This is a genomic window from Thiorhodovibrio frisius, assembly GCF_033954835.1.
Classification (GTDB): domain Bacteria; phylum Pseudomonadota; class Gammaproteobacteria; order Chromatiales; family Chromatiaceae; genus Thiorhodovibrio; species Thiorhodovibrio frisius.
On sequence record NZ_CP121471.1, the window covers coordinates 4,092,718 to 4,113,065 of the forward strand.

General features: G+C 59.5%; 13 protein-coding genes, 1 tRNA gene and 2 pseudogenes. 4 read left to right on the top strand and 12 right to left on the bottom strand.

The features are described 5' to 3' along the window. Positions 1-140: 140 nt before the first annotated feature. Positions 141-446: a hypothetical protein gene (locus tag Thiofri_RS18590; RefSeq protein WP_143741791.1), complete on the bottom strand. Its 306-nt coding sequence runs from the start codon at positions 444-446 to the stop codon at positions 141-143. A gap of 282 nt (positions 447-728) precedes the next feature. Between Thiofri_RS18590 and Thiofri_RS18595 the strand changes: the two genes are divergently transcribed. Further along, entirely contained in the window at positions 729-3,617 is a 2,889-nt protein-coding gene (locus tag Thiofri_RS18595) for a valine--tRNA ligase (protein ID WP_009147384.1), read from the top strand. Between the two features lie 75 nt (positions 3,618-3,692). Next, positions 3,693-4,775 (top strand): GGDEF domain-containing protein, encoded by a 1,083-nt coding sequence (locus Thiofri_RS18600; RefSeq protein WP_009147383.1) that lies wholly within the window; start codon positions 3,693-3,695, stop codon positions 4,773-4,775. A 43-nt stretch (positions 4,776-4,818) separates the two neighbouring features. Here Thiofri_RS18600 and Thiofri_RS18605 read toward each other — a convergent pair whose 3' ends face one another. The 11 genes and pseudogenes from Thiofri_RS18605 to Thiofri_RS18655 all read right to left on the bottom strand — a co-directional run bounded on the left by Thiofri_RS18605 (position 4,819) and on the right by Thiofri_RS18655 (position 17,297). Continuing rightward, positions 4,819-5,799, bottom strand: coding sequence for a dimethyl sulfoxide reductase anchor subunit family protein (locus Thiofri_RS18605; protein ID WP_009147382.1), 981 nt, complete (start codon positions 5,797-5,799; stop codon positions 4,819-4,821). Between the two features lie 141 nt (positions 5,800-5,940). After that, positions 5,941-6,663 carry a sulfite dehydrogenase subunit SoeB gene (soeB, locus tag Thiofri_RS18610; RefSeq protein ID WP_009147381.1) on the bottom strand — a complete coding sequence of 241 codons (723 nt, stop codon included), beginning with the start codon at positions 6,661-6,663 and terminating at the stop codon, positions 5,941-5,943. Between the two features lie 122 nt (positions 6,664-6,785). Further along, complete coding sequence (soeA, locus tag Thiofri_RS18615; RefSeq protein WP_009147380.1) at positions 6,786-9,692, bottom strand: sulfite dehydrogenase subunit SoeA; 2,907 nt, start codon at positions 9,690-9,692, stop codon at positions 6,786-6,788. A 173-nt stretch (positions 9,693-9,865) separates the two neighbouring features. Continuing rightward, positions 9,866-11,020: a serine/threonine protein kinase gene (locus Thiofri_RS18620; RefSeq protein ID WP_009147379.1), complete on the bottom strand. Its 1,155-nt coding sequence runs from the start codon at positions 11,018-11,020 to the stop codon at positions 9,866-9,868. 215 nt (positions 11,021-11,235) lie between these two features. Then, positions 11,236-12,537, bottom strand: a complete 1,302-nt coding sequence (locus Thiofri_RS18625; protein ID WP_009147378.1) for an MFS transporter — start codon at positions 12,535-12,537, stop codon at positions 11,236-11,238. Between the two features lie 157 nt (positions 12,538-12,694). Beyond that, positions 12,695-12,771 (bottom strand) — tRNA-Arg (locus Thiofri_RS18630). Positions 12,772-13,211: 440 nt separating this feature from the next. Beyond that, a pseudogene (locus Thiofri_RS18635) lies at positions 13,212-13,766 on the bottom strand (hypothetical protein); the annotation flags it as partial. A gap of 202 nt (positions 13,767-13,968) precedes the next feature. After that, positions 13,969-14,112, bottom strand: a complete 144-nt coding sequence (locus Thiofri_RS18640) for a hypothetical protein (RefSeq protein WP_009147377.1) — start codon at positions 14,110-14,112, stop codon at positions 13,969-13,971. A 629-nt stretch (positions 14,113-14,741) separates the two neighbouring features. Next, a pseudogene (locus tag Thiofri_RS18645) lies at positions 14,742-15,576 on the bottom strand (hypothetical protein). A 171-nt stretch (positions 15,577-15,747) separates the two neighbouring features. Then, positions 15,748-16,182, bottom strand: coding sequence for a hypothetical protein (locus tag Thiofri_RS18650; protein WP_143741790.1), 435 nt, complete (start codon positions 16,180-16,182; stop codon positions 15,748-15,750). Between the two features lie 149 nt (positions 16,183-16,331). Continuing rightward, positions 16,332-17,297: an RpnC/YadD family protein gene (locus Thiofri_RS18655; protein WP_009147374.1), complete on the bottom strand. Its 966-nt coding sequence runs from the start codon at positions 17,295-17,297 to the stop codon at positions 16,332-16,334. Positions 17,298-18,243: 946 nt separating this feature from the next. Here Thiofri_RS18655 and Thiofri_RS18660 point away from each other — a divergent pair. Both Thiofri_RS18660 and Thiofri_RS18665 read left to right on the top strand, forming a co-directional pair. Continuing rightward, on the top strand, positions 18,244-19,563 hold the full coding sequence (locus Thiofri_RS18660; protein WP_009147373.1) for a tyrosine-type recombinase/integrase: 1,320 nt from the start codon (positions 18,244-18,246) through the stop codon (positions 19,561-19,563). Then, complete coding sequence (locus tag Thiofri_RS18665; RefSeq protein WP_009147372.1) at positions 19,560-20,138, top strand: hypothetical protein; 579 nt, start codon at positions 19,560-19,562, stop codon at positions 20,136-20,138. Before Thiofri_RS18660 ends, Thiofri_RS18665 begins: the two co-directional genes overlap by 4 nt. Positions 20,139-20,348: the final 210 nt, after the last annotated feature.

Below are 20,348 nucleotides of genomic sequence, written 5' to 3' on the forward strand. Positions count from 1 at the left end.
TGTTTAAAACCAATCTGCCCGGGGCCAGGCGCAAAGGCCAGGTCCGGGCCACCCGGAAAAATACCAGAAAATGCAGGTTGACATAGGCGGGATTTTTTTGACCGAATCGATGCGACTCACTCATCTCGGCCGACGGCGCGTTATGAAAGGGCGTGCGGATGGCGGTGGCCGTGCTGCCTTCTTGCGAGCGATGGGGCCTCGTCGATCAGAAAGGCCACCCGTAAATCCTTGAGCCCTTCGTCGTTGGCGATCTTGTCGAGGATGTAGTGAATCCTGTTTGGGTGCCTGGACGAGGTCGAAGGCAAGGGCTTCCAGCAGGCTGTCCCTGGAAAGCACCCGGAGTTATCGTAGACCCGCCAGCCCGCCAGCACCAACTCGGCCTCGCAAAAAGGAAATACCCGTTCCCGCCAGCGTCGCGGGACGCGCCAGGAGATCACGATATTCATGGACCAGTTCTTGATGAACAACAAAGGGCGACTCACCAAGCACGGAATAACGAAAGAGGGCGTGACTTGCCCCGCCCCGGGAACGAAAAGCGGCGACCAGAACATCGGTGTCCAGCAGGTAGCGCATTAGTAGAATGATATCAACAATGATCCTACTTGAATGTGATTGCTTGAGGGCGTTTTCCCGCCCGACTCAAGCTCGGGACGGGTCGGTTATACTCTGCCCCCTTCACCGGTTTCAGCCTCCAGCCCGTTTTCCAACTACGCAGTTTTCCACTCAAAATGCTTGACAAGAACTACAACCCCCAGCAGATCGAACAGTCTTGGTACCAACGCTGGGAGTCCGCCGGCTATTTCGCGCCCCAATCCAGCCCCGGTTCAGCGCCCGATCCGGCGCGCGACGGCGCGTCCGAACAGCCCTACTGCATCATGATCCCGCCGCCCAATGTGACGGGCAGTCTGCACATGGGGCATGGGTTTAACAATACCGTGATGGATACGCTGATCCGCTATCGGCGGATGACGGGCGAGCAGACATTGTGGCAGCCGGGGACGGATCATGCCGGCATCGCCACCCAGATGGTGGTTGAGCGGCAGCTCGGGGCCGAGGGCAAGACCCGTCATGATCTGGGCCGCGAGGCCTTTATTGAGCGCGTGTGGGACTGGAAGGCCGAATCGGGCGGGCAGATCACTCAGCAGTTGCGCCGGCTTGGCTCCTCGCTCGACTGGGTGCATGAGCGCTTTACCATGGACGAGGGGCTATCGACTGCGGTGCGCGAGGTCTTCGTGCGTCTGTTCGAGGAAGGCTTGATCTATCGCGGCAAGCGGCTGGTGAACTGGGATCCCATCCTGCACACCGCCGTGTCAGATCTCGAAGTGCTGTCGGAGGAAGAATCCGGCCATATGTGGGACATCCGTTACCCGCTGACCAATGGCACCGGCCATCTGACCGTTTCCACCACCCGCCCTGAGACCCTGCTTGGCGACTGCGCGGTGGCGGTCAACCCAGAGGACGAGCGTTACAAGCATCTGATCGGCGAGTTCGTTGAACTGCCGCTGACCGGGCGGCGTATTCCGGTCATCGCCGACCCCCATGCCGACCCGGAGCTTGGCACCGGCTGCGTGAAGATTACCCCGGCGCATGACTTCAACGACCACGAGGTCTGGCTGCGCCATCGCGACGAGACCGCGATAGCCGATCAGCCCCATGGCGGCTTGATCAATGTGCTGACCGCGAGCGCCGCGATTCGCGAGAACAACCCGGAGGAAGGCACGCTGATTCCGCCGAACTATGTCGGCCTTGACCGCTATGAGGCGCGCAAGCGGATTCTCGCCGATCTCGACGCCGCCGGTCTGCTAGCCGCCACCCGCGACCACCGGCTGATGGTGCCGCGCGGCGACCGCTCCAGCGCGGTGATCGAGCCTTTCCTAACCGACCAATGGTATGTGCGCGTCGCCCCGCTGGCCGAGCCGGCCATTCGTGCGGTCGAGGACGGGCGCATTCGCTTTTATCCGGACAACTGGAAGAACACCTATTTTGAATGGATGCGCAACATCCAGGACTGGTGCATCAGCCGCCAGATCTGGTGGGGCCATCGCATCCCGGCCTGGTACGATGCCGATGGCAACATCTACGTCGGTCGCAACGAGGCCGAGGTGCGCGAACGCCACAGCCTGGCTGCCGAGCTTGAGCTAATCCAGGACCCGGACGTGCTCGACACCTGGTTCAGCTCCGCGCTCTGGCCCTTCTCGACGCTGGGCTGGCCGGAACAGACCGAACGCCTGCAAACCTTCTACCCCACCGCGGTGCTGATTACCGGCTTCGACATCATCTTCTTCTGGGTCGCACGGATGATCATGATGGGCATGAAGTTCATGGACGCCGTGCCCTTCCGCGACGTTTATATCCATGGCCTGGTGCGCGATGCCCAGGGCAACAAGATGTCCAAGTCCAAGGGCAATGTGCTTGACCCCATTGACCTGATTGACGGCATCGAACTCGAACCCCTGGTCGAGAAGCGCACCTGCGGGCTGATGCAGACCCACATCGCCGAGAAGATCGCCAAGCAGACCCGCAAGGACTACCCCGAAGGCATCCCCAGCTTCGGCACCGACCCGTTGCGCTTTACTTTCGCCGCACTCGCCTCCACCGGGCGCGACATTAAATTCGACCTCGGGCGCATCGAGGGCTATCGCAACTTCTGCAATAAGCTCTGGAACGCGGCGCGCTTCATTCTGATGAATACCGAGGGGCAGGACTGCGGTACCCCAGCCCAACCCGGCAAGCCGAACGAGCCAGTCGAACTGACCGCCGCCGACCGCTGGATTCGCACGCGGCTGAACGCCACCACCGTGCAAGTGCGCGGCGCACTGGAGAACTACCGCCTCGACCTCGCCGCCCAGGCGCTGTATGAATTCACCTGGAGCCACTTTTGCGATTGGTATCTGGAGTTGTGCAAACCGGTGCTGAACAATCCGGAGGCGAGCGATGCGACCAAGCGCGGCTCCCGCCAGACCCTGGTGCGCACGCTCGAGGCCCTGTTGCGCCTCATGCACCCCATCATGCCCTTCATCACCGAGGAAATCTGGCAGAAGGTGCATGAACTGGCCGGCCAGCCGGGCGAGACCATCATGCTCGCGCCCTACCCCGCCGCTGATTCAAAACTGGCCGACTCCGAAGCCGATATCGGGGCCAGCGCCGAAATCGAATGGGTGCAGGCTTTTATCCTTGGCGTGCGCCGCATCAAGGGCGAGATGAACATCCCGCCGGGCAAACCACTGCCGGTGCTGATTGCTAACGCGAGCGCGACAGATCGCGCGCGGCTGGAATCGGCCCGCGCCTATCTGGACTTTCTCTCCCGGGTCGAGTCCATTACCTTGCTTGATGACGAACAACTTGCCCCCGAAGCCGCCATGGCGCTCGTCGGCGAGATGAAAATCCTCATCCCCATGGCCGGCCTGATCGACAAGGACGCCGAGTTGGCGCGGCTGGATAAGGACATCGCCCGGCTGGAGGCTGATCTCAAACGCATCGGCGGCAAGCTGGAGAATCCTAACTTCCGCGACAAAGCGCCAGCGCCGGTGGTGGAGAAAGAACGCCAGCGTTTCGCCGAGCAGCAAGCCGCGTTAGAGCAGCTCAGCGCCCAGCGTGAGCGGATCAGTCGGCTTTAGCAAGTTGCGGCACGGAAAGCCTACACTCATTCTTAGCCAATCAGTCCTCTCGAACAAAAACCATCAGGACCAATCGTGGATCTGCCCAAACGCCAGGCCAGCTCGAAAGGCTCGCGCCCCATCTCGACCATTACCATCGTCGACTCGCTCGCCGAGATCACCCGCCACCAGGACCGGGAACTGCTCGAACGCAGCCTGGCCATCACCCTGTCCGAGCTTTTCCCGGCGGAAACCTTTCGCCTGTTTCAGATCGTCATGTCCGAGGACAGAATCAAGGCGGCTCTGGCGGCCTACTCCCGAGATGGCGTCATTATCTCCGAGCTAAATCAGGAGCAGCGCCAACTCTCCGAGCCCCTGCTCGAAGCAGTTGCCGAGGCCATCGACAGCCGCAACGTGGTCGAAACGCCAGACCAACGCGCTGGCATGACCCACATTGTTTATCCACTCTACGACAAAAACGATGACGTCTACGGCGTTTTGCTGCAACTCACAGCCGAACCAGGCTTCAACAACCAGCGCCTCACCTACGGGCTGTTGCGTATCTACTCGAACTATCTCGCGCTGCTCGACGACAGCCACCGCGACCGCCTGACCCACCTGCTAAACCGCGAGACACTCGACACCGAAATTACCAAGCGCATCATTGCTCATGCCCAGGTTGACGAGCAAACCTACGCTCAGCGGCGCAACGCCGATAGGACAGGGGCCTGGCTCGCGCTGGTGGATATCGATTTCTTCAAGCGCATCAACGACGGCTGGGGCCATCTCTACGGCGACGAGGTGCTGATTCTGCTCGCGCGCCTACTCGAAAAGATTTTCCGCCAGGAGGATTTAATCTTCCGCTATGGCGGCGAGGAATTTGTCGTGCTCTTTCAGGCACCCGGTCCAGAAACCGCCGATCACGTCTGCGAACGCGCGCGCGAGACCATCGCCAATCACAGTTTCCCCGCTGTCGGCTCGGTCACCGTCAGCATCGGCGTCACTGAAATCTGCAACCAGGAAGGCGTATCGATGGTGATCGACGAAGCCGACAAGGCGCTGTATTACGCCAAGGAGAATGGCCGTAACCAGGTGCGCTTCTACTCCGACCTGATCAGCGCAGGACTGATCAAGGACGCCCAAGCGCACGCCGACGGCGGCGGGGTGGATTTTTTCTAGCCGCCATCGGCGCACAGGCGCCATGGAGAAAGATCAGGCGTCATCAGGAAACGCGCTGATAGTAGAGATTCTGCGGATGCTGCGCCTCGGCAAAAAAGTACCAGCGCTCGGCGACCAGGCCAAGGTATTGGATCAGGAAGGCGAGAATCGGCAGGTTGGGCGATTTGGTGACATAGGCCAGGCCAATCAGCAACACGGGCACAGGGAAGACCAGCACCATGAAGAGCACGCGGATCACTTTCAGGGTGTCCGGTCCTCGGTGATGAAAAAACTCGCGCGTATTAAAGGAACCCGCCGAGAACCCCTGGGATGTCTGCGCAATGCCTTGATGACGCACGCCGATGGCGGTTTTGATATTGCTGCGGTATTTGATGCGGTGATTGCGCAGCAGTGAGGCGCCGCGCGACAGGAAGGCAACGGCGGTGAAAATAACCGCCCAGGTACCAAAAAAGGTGACCAGATCGTTGCCGAGGAAGGCGGAGTAAGCAGCCGCCAGCATGAAGCCGGACGCCAAGCCAAAGAAGGTGAAGTTAAACACCGTCAGCGGCGAGGACCACTCCTGCAAGAACTTCACACTCGCGTAGATCATCGCCGTGGCGACAAAGAGCGCAAATGCCACCACGGCACCCAGCACCCCAACCACCAGGCTGGCATCGACCGGCAGGGCATTGTCGCCCGCAACAACAAAGGGCGTGGTCCAGCCCATCCATTGAATCAGACCAAAGGTCGCCACTAATACCATCAGCAGTGGCAGCACAATGACCTCGCGCGACAGCCAGGAGGTGCGCCATTTACTGGCTGTCCGCCAAGCTCGCTCGGGTCGCCCGAGATGGAAGAAGGACGCGACCAACCCGAACAGCAGCAGCGCGAGCGCGATCAGGCTGCCGAACAGGTAATAGTCGGAACTCTGCGCATCAATCAGGTGAATGCGCGAATACACCTGGCCGGTCACCAGCGCCAGAAACAGCCCCTGGCCGGCACCGAGCAGGGTGGTGAGAAAAATCACGGAAAAGGCAGGATGCATGGTCTTGGCCCTGGCTCTTGGAAGCTTGTTTAAGAAGAAAGCTCGAAACGAATCGCCTGAAAAACAGAAAACGACGAGAAGGAAAGGGCGGCGGGAAGCTGGTGAAGTCCAATCCCCGGCGCGCCGGCAGTAGCATTGGCCTTACCAGGTCACATCCTCGAGCGTTTCCTCGCCGTGGTAAACCGTCAGGTCTTCCTTCTTCAGCGGATTATCGACGCGCTGCAAATCTTCCTCGGTGATGTGCATGCGGTTCTTCTGTCGCGGCAGATAGTGATTTGCCGGTTGGGTGCCCCACTCAGGCATCAGCGCATAGCCGCCGCGCTCGCGGATAGCAACCGAGACCTCCGAATCCGGATCATGCACGTCGCCATACAGGCGCGCACTGGTCGGACAGGCGAGCACACAGGCCGGCTTGCGCTCAGCCTCCGGCAGGGACTGGTCGGTGATGCGATCAATGCACAGTGTGCATTTTTTCATCACCTTTTGCTGGGCGTCGAGTTCGCGCACGCCATAGGGGCAGGCCCAGGAGCAGTATTTGCAGCCGATACATTTGTCGTAATCGACCAGCACCACGCCGTTGTCCTCGCGCTTGTAGGAGGCGCCAGTTGGGCACACAGGAACGCAGGGCGGGTCCTCGCAGTGCAGGCAGCTCTTGGGGAAATGAACGGTCTCGGTGTTCGGATAGCTGCCCACCTCGAAGGTCTGCACCCGATTAAAGAAAGTGCCGGTGGGATCCGCATCATAGGGATTCTCGTCCACCATCGGACCCGCCCAGCCCGAGGTGTTCCATTGCTTGCACGAGGTCACGCAGGCATGACAGCCCACGCAGACGTTTAGATCGATTACCAGGGCGAGTTGAGTCATCGCTGTACCTACTCAGTGCACCCGGATCGGGGCACCTGTCATGGGAAGCACCAGGCCGGTTGCCCCAAGTGCAATATCAATAAGCGCAAAATCAAGACCAAATGGCATGTCGCCGCGCCGCGCTATTTCTTGCCAAACACGCCGGCCACATAGGCTTGCCAGCGGCTGCGTGGACGGGTCAATTGCCCGGGCAGCGCCTTCATCGGCGTAAACTGCGGCTCGGTGATTTTCTTGCTGTCAGGCTCAGCAGGATAGATGCGCACCCGCACGTCGAACCAGGCCGCCTGCCCGGTTAGCGGATCGGAGTTTGAAAGCACCTGACCGCCGTCGCGTGATACCACCGGCAGTTCCTCGCCAATCACATGATTGAGCAGGAAGCCTTTCTTGGATTCATCGGCATTGGCGCTCAGTCCCCAGGCGCCAGCGCCCTTGCCGATGGCGTTCCAGGTCCAGACAGTGCCAGGCTCGACCGCCTCGGAATAGCGGCACATGCATTTGACCCGATTGAGATGGGATTCGACCCAAATCCAGTCGCCGTCTTTAATCCCCTGAGCGATGGCGACCTTCGGGTTCACAAAGAGATAATTGTGGCTGTGAATCTGCCGCAGCCAGGCGTTCTGGCTGTCCCAACTGTGATACATGGCCATCGGCCGCTGGGTCAGGGCCGTGAGCGGATAGTGGTTTTTATCAACCCGCTGGGCTTCGAGTGGTTCGTAGTAGAAGGGCAGCGGATCAAAGAAGGTCTCGATACGCTCGCGGTAGCGCTCGGGCGGGCGCCGGCCGGGCCGTTTGCCCTGGGCTGCGGCACGGAAGCGTTGCAGCACCTCGGAATGGATATGAATCAGGATGGGCTCGGCCCATTTGGTCATGCCATGCGCGCGCGCCCAGTGCAGGTAGCCCTTGTTCCAGTTGCGCATAAACTGGTAACTGCGCGGCAACTCATAGTGGAAGAAACAGTGATTGGCCGCGTACTGCTCCCACTGGTTGGGGTTCGGCTCGCCCTTCATTGCCTTGTCGCCGAACTTGCCGCGAAAACCCGCCAAAAAGCCAATGCCTGAGCCAGGCGAGGTCTCATAATTGACCACAAAGTCGGGGTAGTTGCGAAACTTGGCAGTACCGTCCTCGTTGATGAAGGCTGGCAGGCCAAGGCGCGCGCCGAGTTCGATCAGCACATCTTGGAAGGGCCGGCACTCGCCCTTGGGCGGCAGAATGGGCAGACGCACAGCATCGACCGGGCCGTCGAATTCGGAGATCGGCCGGTCGAGCATGGAGAGCACATCATGGCGCTCCAGATAGGTGGTGTCCGGCAAGACCAGATCGGCAAAGGCGACTGTTTCTGAGGCATAGGTGTCGCACACCACCAGAAAAGGGATTTTGTACTCGCCATTCTCGTGCTGGTCGACCAGCATTTTGCGCGCTTCGACGGTGTTCATCGACGAGTTCCAAGCCATGTTGGCCATGAAGAGGAACAGGGTATCGATAGGATAGGGATCACCGCGCCAAGCGTTGGTAATGACATTGTGCATGAGCCCATGGGCCGCGAGCGGATATTCCCAGGAGAAGGCCTTGTCAAGACGCACCGGCTCGCCGTCGGCATCGACGAACAGATCCTCGGGCTGCGCCGGCCAGCCAAGCGGCAGCCCATCGAGCGGGGTGTTGGGCTGCACCGCATCCGGGCTGTTAGGCGGCTTGGGACAGGGCGGAATCGGCTTGGGAAAAGGTGCCTTGTGGCGAAAACCGCCGGGCCGGTCAATCGTGCCGAGCACCGTCATCAGGATGCTCAGCGCGCGAATGGTCTGGAAACCATTGGAATGCGCCGCCAGACCGCGCATAGCGTGGAAAGCCACCGGATTGCCGGTCACCGAGGCATGTTCGTTGTCCCAGGCATCGGTCCAACTGATGGGCAATTCAATTTTATGGTCGCGCGCCATGATGCCCATCTCATGGGCCAGACGGCGAATGGTCTCAGCCGGAATACCCGTAATGCCAGCGGCCCACTCCACCGTGTGCGGCTCGACCCGCTCTTTGAGTAACTGAAAAGAGGTCTTGACCGGGGTGCCGTCCTTCATGGTGTAGGCGCCAAGCAGGCGCGGATCGGCGCCCTTGGTATGCGACAACACCTCACCGGTGTTGCGATCCCACCAGAACTTGTCCTGCGGATCGGTACAGCCGCGAGTCACATCAATGGAGGTATCGCGGTAGAACATGGCGTGATCGTCGCGCTCCGGATCATCAATCACCAGCTCGGCGGCATTGGTGTACTGAACCAGAAAATCGCGGTCGAACAGGCCAGTCTTGAGAATCTCGTTGATCAGCGCCAGGAACAGCGCCCCGTCGGTGCCGGGCTTGATCGGCACCCACTCATCGGCAATGGCCGCATAGCCGGAGCGCACCGGATTAATGGCGATAAAGCGCCCACCCTGGCGCTTGAATTGGGACAGGGCTTTCTTGAGCGGGTTGGAGTGATGATCCTCCGCCGTGCCGATCATCACAAAGAGCTTGGCGTGGTCGAGATCCGGCCCGCCGAACTCCCAGAAGGAACCGCCGATGGAGTAGATCATGCCGGTGGCCATGTTGACCGAGCAGAATCCGCCATGGGCAGCGTAATTTGGCGTGCCAAACTGCTTGGCGAACATACCGGTCAGCGCCTGCATCTGGTCACGACCAGTGAAGAGCGCGAACTTTTTCGGGTCTTCGGCACGCAGCCGCCCGAGACGCTCGGCCAGCATGGTCATGGCCTCATCCCAGGAGATTTCCTCGAATTGGGACTCGCCGCGTTTGGCATTGGCCTTGCGCCGCAGCGGCTTGCTCAAGCGCGCCGGAGAGACCTGCTTCATGATGCCCGAGGAGCCCTTGGCGCAAAGAATGCCCTTGTTCAGCGGATGATCGGGGTTGCCCTCAATGTAGCGCACCTCGCCGTCGCGCAGATGCACGCGAATGCCGCAGCGGCAGGCGCACATGTAGCAGGTGGTTTCCTTGACTTCATGATGGCCGATGGACTGATCGGAACGGGAGGCCGGGTCTTGCATGGAGGGAACCCCTAGAGGCAGCGCCAAGTAATTAAGCAAAGCCCGCTATTCTACTTGGCCAGAGCGACTGGTGACAAACCGCATTCAAACCAGGTTTTCAGTCGGCATTGTGTTGTCAGGCGAGTGTTGTCAGGCGGGCGTTGTCGGGCGAGAGGTTGGCCCCAGGACCAAACTCAGGAATTGAGCCAGACAAACAGTCCCAAAGCCGCCAGCAGGATGGCAACCAGCCCCACCGCGAGCAACATGGCCAAGCGCGAAACCTGGCGCGGTTGTCTTGCATCCATCAAGCCCGATGATGCAACCGCCGACTGATCTGACTTCGCGCCCATCGGCTCGCCTTCGCCAGGATCAATGTCACCACCGAGTTGCGTGATGGCTTCTGTATCCATGCCCCAGGTGGGGTTCGCACGTGGCTTGATATCGACCGGCTTGGCGGGACGCAACCCGGCGGCAACCGGAGAACTCGGCGCAACGCCAAAGAGTGCCAGCCAGGCGGTGATGCTCTGCGGGCGCCCCCCGGACTCCAATGCCAGCCCAGCGTCAATGGCATCAAGAAAGCGCTCGCTACAGCGCTCCAGATAGGGCGTTTGCCAATCATCAGGTAGCGGGCGCTGCATGGGTGGTCGACCGGTCAGGGCGTAATACCAGGTCGCCGCCATGCCGTAGATGTCGGTCCAGGGGCCAAGCTCACCGTGCAGAACCTGCTCAGGTGCGGCGAACTGGGGCGTCATCTGGCGGATCAGGGTCTTTTCGCTGTCGGGATGCACCCAGCGGGCGGCACCGAAGTCAATCAGCAGGGGGCTGCCATCGTCACGCAGCAGAATGTTGCTCGGCTTGATATCGCGATGCCAGATAGAGCGCGCGTGAGCATGGGCGAGACCGTCAAGCAGCGGAAACAGCCAGGCGCTGATCCGTTCTTCATCGAGTTTGGGCTTGCCAGCCAGAAAATCCCCCAGGGTGTTGGATGCCTCATGGACCATGCACAGATAGACGGTGCCATTCTCCTGAAAGGCATCGGCAATGATGACCAGATTGGGATGTGGACGCGGCCGAGCAAGTTCCTGCAACATGCGGCTTTCCTGCAGGAACTTCTTGCGCAAATGCTCGAACTGCTCCTCCTTGCCTGGCAGGGGCGCGACCTGACCATCGCTCGCGCGGGTGGCGAGATCGCGCGGCAGAAACTCCTTGACCACATAGGTAGCACCCAGCAGGCTGTGGTCGGCCAGATAGACCAGACCAGAACCGCCGCCGCCAAGGTGCTCACGAATGCGCAACTCACGCAATTGCGTACCCGGTGGCAGTGCACTCGCAGAGGCTTGTCGACCCATCGCCTTCACCCGTTTTGCTTAACGCTCATGGTCCCAGCCACGTCCCAGCGACCCCGGAGAATGAAGCGGCTGTTTCACCGTAACGCTCACATGGCCCGGTCACCCCGGACAATAAATCTACTGTTTTACGGCAAAGAATCCGGGCGCGACAATAGCATGAAACGCCCACACTGGCGCACAGGAAAGCCAGCACGCCATTGACACCGCCAATATGCTCAGCATCGCACCAGCACCGGCCCGGTGCGCAGTCGCACGGCCAGGCAGGCGAGAAATAGCACAATGTTAATGGCGCCCACCACCACGAAGGGCGCGCGCGGGTCGACTTTGTCGAACAAATAGCCGCCGACCAGAGTGATGAGCAAAATCCCGATGGCACCCGAGATATTAAAGGCACCCAACACCGACCCGCGTTTCTCGCGCGGGGCTTCCTGGCCAATCAGCGACTGACCACCCAAAAACACACTGATCTGACCGATGCCGAGCAGGATGTAAAAAATCAGACCATATTTGCCCAGCGGATCATCAAGCAGCAACAGGGACAGATTGCCGACAGCCGCCAGCACCATGCACACGGCCAGCGCGGTGACGCGATCAATCCGATCCATCAGCGGCCCCAAAATGGGCGCCCAGACCAGCGCCGAGATCTGCGCAATAACAAAAATCAGGGTACCATTTTTCACCGCCTCGCCAGCATCCATGCCCGCTGCCTTGCCAGCCAGGGTGCCCCAGAGAATCAGAAATGTCGCATTGACGGATTGGTCACCGCGCGCGATGAAGGCCGCTGAGTAGGCCAGAGCAACCCGCGGATTGCGCGCCGCCGCGAAGCCGCTCTTGAACAGCGTCCCCACGCTCGGACGCGCCTCCCGCTGGATGGGAATACCGGGCTTGAGCCCCAGCATCACCAGCACGGCAGCGAACACACAAAGCCCGGCCACCATAAAGTGGGTCCACTGCCCAGCCTGCTCGCCGCTGTAACCGGCCGACACCAGCGCCTCGGGCACAGAGCCAAAGCCTTGGTTAGTGAACACAATACCAAGACCACTCAAGACCCCGATGATGGCCACCAGTTTGCCGCGCGACTGCTCGGCCGGGTAATCCACCATCACGGTCGACAAGGCACCAGCCACAGTCACCACGCCGAGCCCGTAAATAACGCGGTAGTAATACAGATCCCCAACCGATTGCGCCAGCGGATACAAAATGTAAGTTAGCGCCAGCAGCAGAAAACCGACCGCGTAAATCGACCGCCGCCCGAGCCGGTCGATCAGAATACCCGCCGGCAAAAAACACAGCAGGGTGACAATCTCAGTCAAAAATACCAGTTTGCCGCTAATACCGCCCTGCTCGGACTCAGGGATGCCCAGATGCTCGTTCAGAATGTAAGTCTGGCCGATAGCGATAAAGGTCATCAGGCCGATAGACAAAAAGCCGACCGCCAGGAAACTCCAGCCATGGCGCGGCAGAATGCCGGGGGCGAGCTGAATCGGGCCAATGTGGTAGTTGTTAATATCATTCATGGTCTGGAAGGACTGATCATGGGTGTTGCATGGAGGTGTTGCAGGGCGAGAGTGACCAATAAAGGCGCTACACCACCTGACCAACGAGAAAAAAAGTTCGCCGGCGCGTTAAGCAGCTGATTGCTGCCTCACAATATTTTCTTGCAACAGGCGGGTTTGGCGCCCTCGACAGGATTCGAACCTGTGACCTGCCGCTTAGGAGGCGGCCGCTCTATCCTACTGAGCTACGAGGGCAAGTGGGGATAACCTCGGAATCCTAACAAAGAGTGGCGCCGGCGTCTTGCCGGATTGAGCGGGGTGCCCCGCCCGAACTCCGCCGATGCGCGGCTGTGGGGACAGGACTGATGCGCTGGGCTGAGGGGCTGGAGACAAGCCCAAACTGAAACAGCAGAGGATGATCCTGGCCGCAGGGTCTTGTCACTTGCGCTTGGGGCAGTCCTTGCAACGCTTGCCTTTCTTGTAGCTCTTGCAGCATTTGTCCTTTTTCTTGCTCATCAGGTCAGCGCTCCTTTGGTGGATTTTTTGCCATGGCCGCTTTGGTGCTCGGTTGAAAACTAATTCGAACACGGCCCCTTTAATTCATTGCCCAGGTGGCTCGAAATTAATTCGAACACGGCCCCTTTAATTATTCCCTTAATTGATTGCCGCTTGATTCTGCTAGCAGTGCCCGAACCTCAGTGGAAGATGGTCTCGGGCGTCTCGGCGGTGAGGATGCGTTTGGACCATTGCAGGAGTTCTTCGGGGTCGGCTGCCACGATGCGCTCGCGGTGCGCTTCGAGCGAAGCTGAGCCGAATTTTTCTTCCAGCAGCATCATTAAGATCGTGGCTTCGCCCTGCTGCATGCCCTGCTGCTTGCCCTGCTCAATAAACCGATCGGCAAACGCGCTCATGGTCTTGATCTCCTCGGCATAGTCTTGCTGGTAACGCTGGCGTTCATTCTCGTTAAGGTTGGCATAGATGTCGACAAAGTCCAGATATTTGATCTGGCGTTCGCGGTCGGGTTCCAGGGTGCGCAGGCCGCGCACGGCTTGGGCATAGACGTCGACCTTCTCCTCGGGCGCATACCGCATGTTGGGCAGATTCAGCCGAGCAACCAGGTTGGGGCTGTCGAAATAGTCGCGCGCTTTCAGCCCGAACAACGGCCAGGCCAGATAGCTGAACTGGAGATACACCCGCGTGTCGCTGCCCAGGCTGAGCGTCTCGCGGAACTGCCCAGGTGGCTCGAAAATTTATTCGAGCATTCGAGCACGGCTCCTAGGAGCCCGTAGAAAAGAAAAACCCCGCCTCCTTGCGAGAAGCGGGGTTCGCTGGGGTTACCTCTTGTGGAGGTTAGGGCTTGAGCTGAAAACCAATTCGAGCCTGGCCCGTTTGGTTGCCCGTTTGGTTGTGGCCCGTTTGGTCGCGTCGCTCCGGGCCCAGAGCCGCGGTCACTCAGTTTGGATCGAATGGGGACCTGACCGTTTCGACCTGTGCGACTTGCGGATGGTCATTTTCAGCGGCGTCATCCTCAGAGACAATCAGCACGGCTTGGCTACCGCCGATCAACAGGGCAACGAGTGCGAGTGGAGCCAACATATCTAGCCTCCTGACGAAGTGTGGATGTGGTTGATGATTGTTAGTATATAAGCGAATACTAATTTGTCAAGCCGCATTCACGCGGAACTCTTGCCCTCGTCCCCGCTGCTGTTCTTTCTACCTCGCAGGCTTTGGCAGACGCCCGACGCTACACTGTCGGTTCGGTACGGGCTGATGGACAGCGCTCGGCCCTGCCCTGAGCCAGCGGCGCTCCCTTGGTGGTGTCATCAAGGTAGATCGCCAATTGCCCCGTGGTTTTTTCTATCCTAGGATCAATCCGAAGCTGACGCAGGATAAGAAAATTAATTCGACCCTGGCCCGTTTGGTTGCTTTCCAGGGGCTGTCGTAGTCGCTGACCGCGGTGTCGGTGGCTTGGGTGTCGGCCGTCATGCCGGGAGTTTAGCTGATCGTCTGCGTTCCGGCGATCCTCACCGCCGCTCGCGGCGCCGAGGCCGACACAAAAAAGCCCCCGAGGGCGAACCCCGGGGGCTGGATGGTGAAACCTGAGATCAGGTGCAATCGGTTACGGGGCTGGGCGTCCTTGCCCGGCGGGCTCGAAAACTAATTCGAACACGGCCCCTTTAATTGAAAGGGGCGAGATGAGGTTACCAGCTCGGCCCGCGCCTTCGTTAGTGGAAAATCGTCTCCGGCGTCTCTGCGGTGAGGATGCGCCCCAGCCAAGTGTCGAGTTGCTCAAGCTCCCCCTGCTCAATGCGCTCGCGGTGCGTTTGCACCACCTCGGGGCCGAATTTTTGATCAAGTTGGCGAAGCAGCGTCCTGGCCTCGCCCTGCTGCACTCCCTGCTGCACTCCCTGGTCAATAAAGCGATCAGCAAACGCGCTCATGGTTTCAGTCTCCTCGGCATAGTGTTGTTGGTAGCGCTGGCGTTCAGTCTCATCCAGGTCGGCATAGATGTCGACAAAGTCGAGGTATTTGATTTGGCGCTCGCGGTCGGGTTCCAGGGTGCGCAGTCCGCGCACCGCTTGGGCGTAGACTTCAACCTTCTCCTCGGGCGCATAGCGCATGTTGGGCAAGTTCAAGCGCGCGACCAGGTTGGAGCTGTCGAAATAATCCCGGGCCTTGAGCCCAAATAACGGCCAGGCGAGATAGCTGAACTGAAGATAGTCGCGCGTGTCGCTGCCCAGGGTGAGTGTTTCATCGAACTTGCCGGGGTGAAGAAAGATCACCACCGGCACCACGCGCTCGGTGTGGTAGAGCTCGGCCAAGTCCAGGCAATAATGCGCCAGGCGATGGATTGAGAAGCGCTTGGGCTCGGTTTCTTCCTCAAAGACAAACAGCAGCGCCTGGCGGCGTCCATCAGGCCATTCGAGCAGCAGCGGCACATCCAGCTCGCGAAAGCGATCACCCAAGCGTTCCTTGAGTTGCTCCTCGCGCGGCGGCAAACTCAATGGCCTGGCGTGGGTAGTCGAGAATAAGGTTCTTGAAGTTTTGATCGTGGTTCATGGTTGCCTCTGGCAGCGCGCGCCGGTATCGGGCATTTGGGTAGCGGCTGTCATGCCGGAAGTTTAGCCGATTCGATGCCGTGGGTGGGCGCGGCTTTGGCCGCGAGCGGTGCGCCCGCCAACCCAAACACGAAAAACCCCGCCTCCTTGTGAGAAGCGGGGTTCGATGGGGTTACCTCTTGTGGAGGTTAGGGCTTGGGCTGGAAATTAATTCGACCCTGGCCCGTTTGGTTGGCCCGTTTGGTTGCGACTGGTACTCCCGCATCGCTTGCAAATAGGCGTCGAAGTCATCCAAAAAACACCTGCAAAAATGCGATGTAACGGTTGCGTTAATTTCTTCAAGATCCGTCGCAAACAGTTTCCACGATCCGACCGCCGCGCGGAGCACATCGGCAAGATCCTTCGTGATGACACATTCATCCTCCAAGATCGTGAAACAATCCTGAGAATTGGCCATTAACGACCCGACCCGCGAGGCGGCAACCGTGATGCCGATCCGCCAGGAAAGACGAACGACATGCGTCAGATCCCGCTTAATGACATCTAATTCCTGGTCATTTTCCGGTTGATCCACCTTCAATGGCTGTTTTTCCCGGACGGCGGTCAAGTATCGATGCAAGCAGTCAAGATCAACCTGGACGGATGGCATTCTCATTAAAGGTAGCCCTATTCCACTGAATAAAGTTCCGGTGCGACTTGGTAGAGAGGTTTGACGAAAGAGCTCGGCCGCTGGTGGCGGCATCGCCCGCACCGAGATCAGTGGAAGATAGTCTCCGGGGTCTCGGCGGTGAGAACCCGGTCCAACCAGGCATCCAATTGCTCAAGCTCGGCGGTTTCAATGCGCTCGCGGTGCGCTTGCACCACCTCGGGGCCAAATTTTTGATCAAGCAAGCGAAGGATTGTCCGGGCTTCGCCCTGCTGCAAACCCTGCTGCAAACCCTTCTCAATCCCGGCTTGCTCAAACGTGGTGACATAAGGCATCTGTTGTTGCTCCTCGTAACCATAAAGTTCCTGGCGAAACTCCGCCTCCAGTGCCGCGGGAAGGCGGATCATCCAGTCGATGAGGCGTAACACCTCTTCAATCATCGCGCGCTCGTGGCCACGATCATACATCAGGCGCATCAGGCGAAATTTCCAGCGTTTCAGTGTCTCAGCATCGTCGGTGAGCTTGGCGCGGATTTGGGCCATCACGACCAGGGCAAAGACGTTGTCGCTGGCTTCCAGCTCCGCCCAGCGCTCGGGCTCGGCGTAGTCGAGCAGTTTGACCATCGGGAAGTCGAATTGCACCCGACAGTCCCATAGCGCGGCGCTGTAGGACTCGGGACGGAAACAGCGATTGGTATCGGCCAGCACCGCCAGGCTCGCGACCGGCACCTGGTAGGCATCGCGGATTTTATCGTTGTAGGTGAACATCCGCTCGGCAAAGTCGCTTTCCGGATCACCTTGCACTTCCACATGGGCCAGCACCCACACGGGCGTCTCATCGCGGCGCGTGACGCCGACGAGCTTGTCGGCATAGCGCCGGGTGGTCTTGGCCTCGCGCACAATCTGTTGGAATTCCTTGTCGAGAAACTGCACGCCCTTTGACCAGTCGATCTCGGCATGGATGGCCGGGAACAGCAGCGCCAGAAACTCCGGGAAGAACTGCTCCAGGGCTTCTTTCCAGGGGCTGTCGTAGTCGGGTTTCTCCCTGCGGTCAGCAGGTTGGGTGTCGGCTGTCATGCGAGGAGTTTAGCCGATTCGGGGGTGGGAGTGGGAGGACTCGGCGCTGGCTGCTCAGAATTAAGTATACGGAGAGTAAGCCGGGAACTTGTCCGCGTTTAGGTCAAGGTTTGTTTTCTCTGTTTCCGCCTGGTTTCCCGGCGGTGCCACAATATTATGACCGTGCGCAGCTTCGTTACCCGGCTCCTCGCAGAACCGGACTTGGAGTGTTACACCATCCGGCTCCCAGTTCAGGTCATTCACCAAGGAATGGGCTGTCTCAACCCATCAACACAGAAAGCCCTCCTTCCATCAGACCACCCATGTTTCTCGCGCTTGGCTCCATTGGTGTGAATCGCATCGGCTCTCGTTTTCACGCGCAGAGTCCTCTCGGTGTAGGGGCGTGTTAGACCAATGCAATCTCCCAAACCGCCACTCCTTTGCTCGACCCGCATTACCGGGCGTCATCGCTCATACGAGTGGCTCCGACTTCCAGCAACCACCGCCGATGTCCTCGTTGATTAGACTTGTTCATCGGTGCCCACCTCCCGCAGACCGGCTGTTGGATCTCCCTGGTTACCACGTGCTCTCAATGTAAGGCTCGATACGGCCTCGGACCCCGGGGAGTCTCCATGCCACTGACCTTGACGCGACATGGAGTGTTGCCTGCCGGGGGGACAAACCCGTCGGCACTCTCCGACAAATTCTTTTCGGGGCTCTACACCTTCAGTACTGAAAAGGTGACTTTGCAACCGCTTGTGTTTACAAGAAAAATTGCCTAGGCGCCTGTTTTTTCGTTGTTTTTCGGTTTATCAAGCGTTATCATTGAGTCTCAATCGGTCGCAGGTATTTGCACAATTCTGTAGCCTAGGAGTAGCCTAGAAACTCGCGACCGAAAAAGCGAAGCCGAGCGGTGCTGCCAACACCTGCCCAGCTTCTGTCACAACCGCCGACAGGAGGCAAAGCCGTGACTGACTCAAAGATACCCCATCCGCCGTTCAAATTCACCGACGCGCGTCTGAAGGAGCTCAAGCCAGCGGCCGCGCGCTATCAGGTTCGCGACACCGAGCAGCGCGGTCTAGTCTGTGTCGTTCATCCATCTGGCCAGCGCTACCCCAACGGCCGCCGCGTCCTGCAAGTCTACGCCCGCGCCAAGGGCATCGCCGCGCCCGTGCGCGTGAATATCTGCGAAGTGGGCGAATTACCCATGACCGCGCTCAAGGGCGATGCAAGCGTTCGTGCGCGCGCTGCTGAAATCCTTGGCCAGCTGCGCCAGGGCATCAACCCCAACGAGCACCGCCGCGAGCAGCAAGCCGAGCAGCGCCGCCAGGCCGAGCAGGATCGCATCTCGAATGTCACCCTTGGCGAAGCGTTCGAGCTTTATCTGGCCACCAAACCAATCGGCCCCAGGACGCTCGAGTATTACCGGCTTTCTATCAATCGCGACTTAGCCGACTGGAAGGACAAGCCGCTCGCCTCGATCACCGGGCAAATGGCCGTGAGCAGGTTCGCGGAGCTTGCCAAACGCTCGAGCAACACGGCCGCGACCGTGGTCAAGGTCTTTCGCGCGATTCACCGGTTCGCCTCGGAATACTACGGCGACGACGACAACGAGTTGCCGTTCGGCCGCTGCCCGGTTGCCAAGGTCAATAAAATCTTCACCGGCTGGGCCAAGACCGAGGCCAGGACGCGGCGACTGACGACCGATGATCTTGCCCCTTGGCTGGCAGCGGTGCGCGACCTGCCGAACCATCAGCGCCGATGCAGCGGCGAATATGCCCGCGTGGCCGTTTATATGGAGATGATGTTACTAACCGGACTGCGCCGCCGGGAAGCGGCATTTATCCGCTGGGCAGACGTGGACCTGGCGCGCGGAACCATGATCGCGCGCGATACCAAAAACGGCAGCGACCACACCTTGCCCATTACCGCGCGCGTGCGCCAACTGCTGGAGTTGCGCCGCCAAGCGGACCCGAACAGCCCGTTCATCATCGGTAGCACCAAGGTCAATCGGAACGTGGATCTGATCGAGAAGCAGACCGGCATCCGCATCAGCCCGCACGACCTGCGCCGCACATGGGCCAGCATGGCGGACAAGTGCGGAACCGGCAGTTACGGCATCAAGGCCGCGCTCAATCACAAGTCAGGCGATGACGTGACCGGCAAGCATTACGCGCAAGTCTCGACTGAGGATCTGCGCCCCATCATGCAGCGCGTGGAGGATTTTATTCTGCGCCATGCCGAGCAGCGTGACGATAACGTGGTCAGTCTGCGAGGTGCAGCATGATCCAGCTGCCGCCCGCGCTCGCGAATCCGCCCGACGGACGCTATAGCCTCGACCAAGCGGTAACGGTCTGGCTGGCGATCTATCACGGTTATCAGCCTGGTTCGCCTGATAGCCTCGACTTTCGCCGCGCACGCCAGCGGGCAGCGCGGGAGTTGGAGCCAATCATTCAGCATGAAACCCCATCCGCTCCAACCGGACCGCGAATTGTGCGCCGCCAATCAACATGGTTCGACCATGCCCGCAACACACCGCGCGAGTCATCAAGGCGAGTCATCAAGCGAACCATCGCCTCGGTCACAAAATCCGACATGATCGAGCTCGCACGCCAGCATGGTATCGAGATGGAGCCCCAGGTACAGCGGGAGCCGATGGAGCGGCAAGCCGAGCAGGTTAGGCGCAAGTCGCCCGGTCGACCGGCTAAGATACCGCCTGAAGCGCTCGACGAATACGACCGCCTTCGCAGTCAAAACATCATCATTGAAGCGGCAACGAAAGAAGTGGCCGAGAAGTTCTGCATTGATAAGCCTGACAGCATCCGCACAGCATCAGACCGACGAAAGCGCGAACGCGAATAAGCGACGCAAAAGCTAACCAACACCAAACCGCCGCCATGGCGGTTTTTTATTGCCTGCCGTTCGGACAAATTCGGACAAATTGTTTTGTCCATATTATCCAGTTTTATCCGAATCAGAACAGGGATTTACTTCAACCATCGCCACCGGCAAACAAGCGCTAACAACCGTTAGCACCGGATAAGGCGATGGAGATTGAAGCGAATGAAGACC

Excerpts from the sequence above, each read along its gene's own strand:
- Thiofri_RS18590 (WP_143741791.1), bottom strand. The coding sequence starts at position 446 with ATGAATATCGTGATCTCCTGGCGCGTCCCGCGACGCTGGCGGGAACGG.
- Thiofri_RS18595 (WP_009147384.1), top strand. The coding sequence starts at position 729 with ATGCTTGACAAGAACTACAACCCCCAGCAGATCGAACAGTCTTGGTAC.
- Thiofri_RS18605 (WP_009147382.1), bottom strand. The coding sequence starts at position 5,799 with ATGCATCCTGCCTTTTCCGTGATTTTTCTCACCACCCTGCTCGGTGCC.
- soeB (WP_009147381.1), bottom strand. The coding sequence starts at position 6,663 with ATGACTCAACTCGCCCTGGTAATCGATCTAAACGTCTGCGTGGGCTGT.
- soeA (WP_009147380.1), bottom strand. The coding sequence starts at position 9,692 with ATGCAAGACCCGGCCTCCCGTTCCGATCAGTCCATCGGCCATCATGAA.
- Thiofri_RS18620 (WP_009147379.1), bottom strand. The coding sequence starts at position 11,020 with ATGGGTCGACAAGCCTCTGCGAGTGCACTGCCACCGGGTACGCAATTG.
- Thiofri_RS18625 (WP_009147378.1), bottom strand. The coding sequence starts at position 12,537 with ATGAATGATATTAACAACTACCACATTGGCCCGATTCAGCTCGCCCCC.
- Thiofri_RS18640 (WP_009147377.1), bottom strand. The coding sequence starts at position 14,112 with ATGTTGGCTCCACTCGCACTCGTTGCCCTGTTGATCGGCGGTAGCCAA.
- Thiofri_RS18655 (WP_009147374.1), bottom strand. The coding sequence starts at position 17,297 with ATGACAGCCGACACCCAACCTGCTGACCGCAGGGAGAAACCCGACTAC.
- Thiofri_RS18665 (WP_009147372.1), top strand. The coding sequence starts at position 19,560 with ATGATCCAGCTGCCGCCCGCGCTCGCGAATCCGCCCGACGGACGCTAT.